Origin of the sequence: Meiothermus sp. Pnk-1 (assembly GCF_003226535.1) — a bacterium.
Taxonomy (GTDB): domain Bacteria; phylum Deinococcota; class Deinococci; order Deinococcales; family Thermaceae; genus Allomeiothermus.
The window spans coordinates 26,915-34,126 of sequence record NZ_QKOB01000020.1 but is presented as its reverse complement, the minus strand read 5'-3'; the positions used below and the strand labels follow the sequence as shown (position 1 = coordinate 34,126).

Below are 7,212 nucleotides of genomic sequence, written 5' to 3'. Positions count from 1 at the left end.
ATACGTTCCCGGGCCTTGTACACACCGCCCGTCACGCCATGGGAGTGGGTTTCACCTGAAGTCGCCGGTAGCCACAGGCAGGCGCCGAGGGTGGGGCTCATGACTGGGGCGAAGTCGTAACAAGGTAGGTGTACCGGAAGGTGCGCCTGGATCACCTCCTTTCTAAGGAGACCTCACGCCAGTGTTATAGCATTGGCGTCAGGCTTTGAGCGTGGCTTCTCAAAGCATCTCGCCTAACCTGTGTGGTGCCCAGCACCTGAGATTCCTTACCCGTCCCGCAAGGGGCGGGTTTTTTTGTTAGGGAACCACGTCGCTTTTGAGGAGTACCCGCCAAAGGGTAGACTTGTGCAGATATGGCTTTCGATCCGGATAACCTCGAGCTGCGTAAGGACCCTCTGCGTTTTTTTATCGAGCTTTCCCGCAACAGTCCCGACATCACTACTTTTCGTTTCGCTTCTGGTCAAGAAATCGTCTTTCTCAACCACCCCGACTTGATCCGAGAGGTGCTCATTGAACGGGCTGACGAGTTCCATAAGTCTGAGATGACCCGGGCCTTCGCCGGGGGGATGGGTCATGGCATCTTGGTCAGCGAGGGCGAGTTCTGGAAGCAGCAGATTCGGCTGATCCGCCCGGCTTTTCACTACAAACGTCTTCTGGGGTATGCCGAGGTGATGTCTCGCTTTACCTTGGAAATGCTCGAGGAATGGCGGGATGGCGAGGTGCGCCGTATTGACGAGGATATGAACGCGCTCACCCTCCGGGTGGTGGCCAAATGCATGTTCAACGTCGAGGCCAAGGATGACCGCGAGATCATGCATCAAGCCATCGTGCTGGGGCAGCAGGTGGTAGGTCGGATGATCCACGGCTGGCTCACCGACCCTCACTGGACCCCCTCTCTGAACCGCGCGGGGGTTCGGGTAGTACGAGCTTTAAACGATATGGTGCAGCGGCATATCGCCTCCCGCCGCGAACGAGGGGACTTGGGCGACGATCTCCTGTCAATGCTGCTGGAAGCCCAGCAACAACCTGGCGTACAGATGACCGAGCGGCAGCTGCGTGACGAAGTACTCACGATCATCACTGCCGGCCTCGAGACCACCGCCAACGCCCTGATCTGGACCTGGTACTTGCTGGATCGCCACCCTGAGGTCAAGGCGAAGCTACGGGCAGAGGTAGAGGCCCTGGGAGAGCTACCGGGCTTCGAGAACCTGAACCGTCTCCCCTACCTCGATCAGGTATTCAAAGAAGCCCTGAGGCTCTACCCCCCGGTGTGGGTTATCGGTAGGGAGACGGTGAAAGAGCTCGAACTAGGAGGGATGAGGCTTCCCCCCAAGGCCCAAATCGTGCTCTGCCAGTGGGCCGCCCACCGCGACCCACGCTTCTATGAATGCCCCGACGAGTTTATTCCCGAGCGCTGGACACCCGAATTCGAGAAGCAGTTGCCCCGGGGGGCCTATTTCCCCTTTAGCTTAGGGCCGCGGGTCTGCACCGGGCAAAGCTTCGCCACTACCGAGTTCAAGATCATCGTGGCGACCACCCTGCAACGCTTCGACCTCGAGCTGGCCCAATCTCCCCAGATCAAACCAGAACCGAACTTCACCCTCTGGGTTGGCGGGGGGCTCAGGATGCGGGTACGCCGGATTAGCTAACCCTCTCCACCCGCAGCATGTTGGTAGTCCCCCGCACCCCAAAGGGCACTCCTGCCGCGATCACCACGTACTCGCCCACCTGAGCCAGGCCGGTCTCTTTGGCCTTCGCCACCGCAATCTGCACCATGTCATCGGTGTCCTTAGGATCGGGGGCCAACAGGGGGTAGACGTCCGAGACCAGGGCTAGCTGGTTGCGCACGTGGGGGTTGGGGGTGAGGGCTAAGATCGGCACCGGCGGCTTGGTACGGGCGATACGCCGAGCCGCCCCGCCGGTGGCGGTAAAAGCCACGATCACCCGAGCCCCCACCGCCTCGACTACGTCGTCTACGGCCATGGCGATGGCGTCCTGTACCGAGGGGGTGGGAGAAGGGCGCAGGGCATTGAGCCGCGCGCGGTACTCGGTAGAGGCCTCTACGTTGCGGGCTACCCGGGCCATGAAGGAAACGGCCTCCACTGGGTAGGAACCCGAGGCGGTCTCGGCGGAGAGCATCACCGCATCGGTACCGTCGAAGACCGCGTTGGCCACGTCGGAGGCCTCGGCCCGGGTAGCGATGGGGTTCTTGATCATGCTCTCGAGCATCTGGGTGGCGGTGATGACCGGCTTTCCGGTTTGGATGGCCTTGAGGATCAGGCGTTTTTGCACCACCGGAACTTCTTCCAACGGCATCTCCACGCCCAGGTCGCCGCGGGCCACCATGATCCCGTCGGCCTCCTCCAGGATTTCATCGAAACGCAACACCGCCGAGGGCTTCTCGATCTTGGCCATCAGCCGGGCGCGGGAGGCGTGGCGGGTCAGGTAGTGGCGGGCCAAGAGCAAGTCATCTCGGGTGCGCACGAAGCTCATGGCCACCCAGTCCACCTCGAGCTCCACCCCCAGCACCAGGTCCTCGATGTCTTTGTCGGTGAGAGAAGGGATCGAAAGATCCGCTCCAGGGATGTTGATGCCCTTGTTGTTGGACAGCCGCCCGCCGACCAGCACCGTGGTGTGGATATCGGGGCCGCGCACCTCGTCTACCCGAAGGCGGATATTCCCGTCGTCGAGCAGCAACTCCTGGCCCGGCGACACGTCCTCGGGAAGGCCCCGATAGCTTACCGAGACCCGGCTGGCGTCCCCCTCCACCGCCTCCCGGGTCAGGATGAACTTAGCCCCCGGGACAAGCTCCACCGCCCCTTCGGCAAAGCGGCCCACGCGGATCTTGGGGCCTTGCAAATCCTGTAGTATGGCCACCGTCTGGCCCAACTCCTCCGCCGCCTGACGGATATATCTAACCCGTTCGCGGTGATCTTCAGGGGTACCGTGGCTGAAGTTGAGGCGGAAGACGTCGGCCCCTGCTTGGATGAGCTTACGAATCGTCTCGGGGCTCGAGGAAGCTGGCCCCAACGTGGCCACGATTTTGGTTCGCTTAGTAAACGCCATAACCCAAAAACCTCGCCCCCCTTCCCAACTCCTCCTCGATGCGTAGGAGTTGGTTGTACTTGGCCAGCCGGTCTGAGCGCGAAGCTGAGCCGGTTTTAATCTGCCCAGCGTTCACCGCTACGGCCAAGTCAGCGATAAAGGCGTCCTCGGTCTCGCCCGAGCGGTGCGAGATCACCGCGTTGTACCCCGAGCGCTGGGCCAAAGCTACGGCCTCCAGGGTCTCGGAGAGGGTGCCGATCTGGTTGACCTTGACCAGGATGGCGTTTCCCACCCCTTTTTCGATACCTTCGGCCAGCCGCGCGGGGTTAGTCACGAAGAGGTCATCTCCCACCAACTGGATTTTGTGGCCCAGGCGCTCGGTGAGGATCTTCCAGGCTTCCCAGTCATCCTCGGCTAGGCCATCCTCAATGGAGACGATAGGGTATTGGCCCACCCAGGACTCCCAGTAAGCCACCATCTCCTCGCTGCTTAGGGCCTTGTTCTCGGCCTCGAGGTGATACTTGCCGTCTTTGTAAAACTCCGTCGAGGCGGGGTCGAGGGCCAAGCTGATCTCCTGGCCCGGCTTATACCCTGCTTTCTCAATGGCCTGTAGAAGTACCTCCACGGCCTCCACGTTCGATTTTAAGTCGGGGGCAAAGCCGCCCTCGTCTCCAACATTGGTGTTGTACCCCCGGCTCTTTAAAACGCCTTTGAGCGCGTGAAAGGTCTCTACCCCCATCCGCAGCGCTTCACGGAAGCTGCTCGCCCCCGCGGGAACCAGCATGAACTCCTGAAAGTCCACGTTGTTATCCGCGTGCTTGCCACCGTTGATGACATTCATCAAGGGTACCGGCAGGGTCAGGCCCTGCACCCCGCCCAAATAACGGTAGAGGGGCAGGCCCAAGGCGCTGGCCGCCGCCCGGGCGGTGGCCAGCGAGACCGCCAGGATGGCATTGGCCCCCAGGTTGGCCTTGTTGGGGGTTCCATCCAGCTCGAGCATAGCCCGGTCTACTCCGGCCTGGTCGAGCGCGTCGTAGCCGATCAGCTCAGGGGCAATCCGCTCGTTGACTCCCGCCACCGCTCGCAGCACGCCCTTGCCTGCATAGCGGGGACCGCCGTCGCGCAGCTCGAGGGCCTCATGGGCCCCCGTAGAGGCTCCCGAAGGAACCATAGCGCTGCCGCGGCTTCCCCCCTCCAGGACCACCTCGGCTTCCACGGTGGGGTTCCCCCTCGAGTCCAGTACCTCCCGCGCCTTGATCTCAACAATCGTGGTCATGAATGGCCTCCCATCTTCCGCTGCAACGCGCACTCCCAATCCTGGAAACGCTTACAGCCCGCGCTCCAGTTTACACCTTCGGCTTGATCAAACCCTCAGCGGTACAACTACCGCCAAGTAGCCCTTGTCCTCCACCGATTCCACCACGGTGGGGCTGGTAGGGCCCGAGAGTTTGAGCCGGACCGTTCCCTCTATAGGAGAAAGCGCGTCGATGAGGTATTGGGCGTTAAAGGCCACCATCAGCTGAGGCTCCCCCAAGGCCTCCAGGGCGATCTCCTCGCGTCCCTGGCCATAATCCCCCTCCGAAACCAGCTCCAAGCGATCTTGGGCGAACAGCAGATCCACCCGGTGGTTATTTCGGTCCGAGAGCACGGCTACTCGCTTGAGGCTCTCGCGCAAACGCTCCGCAGAGAGCGTAGCCTCCAGAACGAAACTCTGGGGGATGACCCGCCCGTAGTCGGGGAACTCCCCTTCCATCAACTTGACCGCCATCCGTACGGCTTCTCCGATCAGGGTTAGGCTACCCTCCCCCACCCCCAGGCTGACCTCCGCCTCGACGTCCTTGAACACCCGCACGATTTCATCGGCGCTCCTAGCAGGGATCACGAACTTTCGGTTCGAGGTCAAACCCAGCGGCAAGTCGTAGCGGGAGAGCCGGAAGCCGTCCGAGGCCACCGTCCGCAACCCTCTCGGGGAGAGCTCGAGCTGGACGCCGCGGAAGATAGCCCGGTACTCTTCCGTACTGGCCGCATAGCGGACCTGGGTGATAGCTTGAGCCAGCTTAGCAGCAGGAAGCCGCTCTTCACCCCCGCTCAAAAAGGAAAGCTCAGGATAGCCCTCAGGATTGGCCGTGGAGAGTTGGGTGCGGAAGTTGGCCGAGGATAGCTCTATTCCACCCCCCGAAGAAGGGGAATTTTTTATCAGCATCTCTACCAGTTCCCCTGGCAAGCTCCGCACAATCTGCGAGAAGGGTTGAGCGGGCACGAGCACGTACCCTTCCCCTTGGACTTCCGCGGGGAGGCGTACCTCCAAGTCAATTTCACCGTTGGTTCCCCTCAGTATCAGGCCATGGTCGCCCAAGGTGATAGGAAGGTAAGTCAAGATGGGGTTGCTGCTCCGGTTCGGGATGATCCGCTCGAGGATCCCGAGTCCTTCCGCTAAGGTCTTTTTGGGGATACGCACTTCCATTTGCGCTTAGCCTCCTTAAAAAACTATCTCCTTCTCTTAAAGATTTTTAAAAGATAGTAGTAGTAGTAGTAGGGCCTGTGGATAGTGTGGAAAACTCCTTAAAAGTGGATGGTTATCGAAAACTGCTTGTGGATAACTCCTGTGGATAACCCACCCCTTCCTGTGGATAACCTGTGAATAACTCTGGGTGTTGTCCACAGGCCACTTTTCCCCAGCTTTATCCACAGCCTTATCCACAGGGTTATCCACAGCTTATCCACAGAGTTATCCACAGCCTTGGTACCCCTTCCCTACCCCAGCCGTTCTCGGATGCTGCGTAGGGCTTGTTGGATGCTGGGGTCGTTATCTGCTAGCTCCTGAACTTTTTGGATGGCGTAAAGCACCGTGGTGTGATCCCGGCCATCGAAAAATTGGCCGATCTCAGGGAGGGAAGACTGGGTGAGCTCACGGATCAGGAACATGGCTATTTGCCGCGGAATCACCACCTCTTTGCGGCGGCCAGCTCCTTTGAGCTCATCGGTTCTCAAGCCGTAGTGATCCGCTACCGCCCGCAGAATATCCTCAGGGCTGAAGTCAGTCTCGCGGGCCGTGAAAACGTCCGAAAGGGCTCGAGCGGCCACGTTTTTACTGATCTCGACCCCGTTCAATGAAGCGTAGGCGATGACCCGCATGAGCGCCCCCTCTAGTTCGCGGATGTTAGAGGTGACTTGACGCGCGATATACTCGAGCACCTCTTCGGGAATGCGCATGCTCCGGTATTCAGAATTCATTTTGAGGATGGCAATGCGGGTCTCGAGCTCAGGTGGCTGGATATCGGTGATCAGCCCCCATTCGAAGCGGCTCCTTAGGCGGGCCTCGAGGGTGAGGATGTCCTTGGGCGGGCGGTCCGAGGAGAGGATGATCTGTTTGTGCGCCTCATAGAGCGCGTTGAAGGTGTGAAAAAACTCTTCCTGGGTGCGCTCTTTGCCTGCGACGAATTGGATGTCGTCCACCAGGAGCAGGTCCACCGAACGATAGCGCTCGCGAAACTCGGTCATGCGGTCTTCGCGGATGGCGTTGATTAGCTCGTTGGTGAAGGTCTCGGTGGAAACATATTCGATCCTCAGGTTGGGGAAGCGGGCAGCCACCGAGTGCCCTACCGCGTGCATCAAGTGGGTCTTGCCCAGCCCTACCCCCCCATAGATGAAAAGCGGGTTATAAGCCTTGCCTGGGGACTCGGCTACCGCCATCGCCGCGGCGTGGGCCAGACGATTATTTGGACCTACTACAAAATTTTCAAAGGTGTATTTGGGGTTGAGGCGGGCCCGTGGATCCGGAATAGAAGTTTGGACGGGGACGGAAAAAATGTCCTCTTGAACAGGATTTCCTGGAACCACCTTGAGCTCGAAGCGAGGGGTTTGGGCTCCCAGACGGGTCAAGGCTTCTTGTATGAGTTCGGCGTAGTGCTTCTTAATCCACTCTCCCGCAAAGGACGTGGGTACCCCAAGTTCCAGTACCCCGCCATGTACCCCCAGGGGACGGATCTTCTCGAACCAGGTGTGATACTCGACGTCGTTGATGTTCTGGCGCACGTAGTCCAGAACGTTTTGCCAGATGGTTTGCTGACTCAAAGCCGATCTCCTCCGCCGACCCTCGTGTTATACCCCTCAGGGCACTGGGGGAAACCACACTTCCTCAAAGCGCGTCACGAGAGCGCCATCATT

The 7,212-nt window shown here is 59.9% G+C and carries 5 protein-coding genes and 1 rRNA gene; 2 read left to right on the top strand and 4 right to left on the bottom strand.

Features of this window, described 5'->3' with window-relative positions; translation table 11 throughout:
- Both DNA98_RS16550 and DNA98_RS16545 read left to right on the top strand, forming a co-directional pair.
- Positions 1-162 (top strand): 16S ribosomal RNA (locus DNA98_RS16550); the annotation flags it as partial.
- A gap of 191 nt (positions 163-353) precedes the next feature.
- On the top strand, positions 354-1,649 hold the full coding sequence (locus tag DNA98_RS16545; protein ID WP_110532495.1) for a cytochrome P450: 1,296 nt from the start codon (positions 354-356) through the stop codon (positions 1,647-1,649).
- Here DNA98_RS16545 and pyk read toward each other — a convergent pair.
- From pyk to dnaA, 4 genes are all read right to left on the bottom strand, one after another.
- Complete coding sequence (pyk, locus tag DNA98_RS16540) at positions 1,642-3,066, bottom strand: pyruvate kinase (protein ID WP_110532494.1); 1,425 nt, start codon at positions 3,064-3,066, stop codon at positions 1,642-1,644. The genes DNA98_RS16545 and pyk overlap by 8 nt on opposite strands.
- Positions 3,053-4,321, bottom strand: a complete 1,269-nt coding sequence (gene eno, locus DNA98_RS16535; protein WP_110532493.1) for a phosphopyruvate hydratase — start codon at positions 4,319-4,321, stop codon at positions 3,053-3,055. Before eno ends, pyk begins: the two co-directional genes overlap by 14 nt.
- Before the next feature lie 87 nt (positions 4,322-4,408).
- The gene (gene dnaN / locus DNA98_RS16530; protein ID WP_110532492.1) at positions 4,409-5,509 is read right to left on the bottom strand and encodes a DNA polymerase III subunit beta; all 1,101 of its coding nucleotides are present in this window, start codon (positions 5,507-5,509) and stop codon (positions 4,409-4,411) included.
- Positions 5,510-5,799: 290 nt separating this feature from the next.
- Positions 5,800-7,119, bottom strand: a complete 1,320-nt coding sequence (gene dnaA, locus DNA98_RS16525; protein ID WP_110532491.1) for a chromosomal replication initiator protein DnaA — start codon at positions 7,117-7,119, stop codon at positions 5,800-5,802.
- Positions 7,120-7,212: the final 93 nt, after the last annotated feature.

What these genes read in the sequence shown, in the direction of transcription:
- dnaN (WP_110532492.1), bottom strand. Translation starts at nt 5,509, where the DNA reads ATGGAAGTGCGTATCCCCAAAAAGACCTTAGCGGAAGGACTCGGGATC.
- eno (WP_110532493.1), bottom strand. Translation starts at nt 4,321, where the DNA reads ATGACCACGATTGTTGAGATCAAGGCGCGGGAGGTACTGGACTCGAGG.
- DNA98_RS16545 (WP_110532495.1), top strand. Translation starts at nt 354, where the DNA reads ATGGCTTTCGATCCGGATAACCTCGAGCTGCGTAAGGACCCTCTGCGT.
- pyk (WP_110532494.1), bottom strand. Translation starts at nt 3,066, where the DNA reads ATGGCGTTTACTAAGCGAACCAAAATCGTGGCCACGTTGGGGCCAGCT.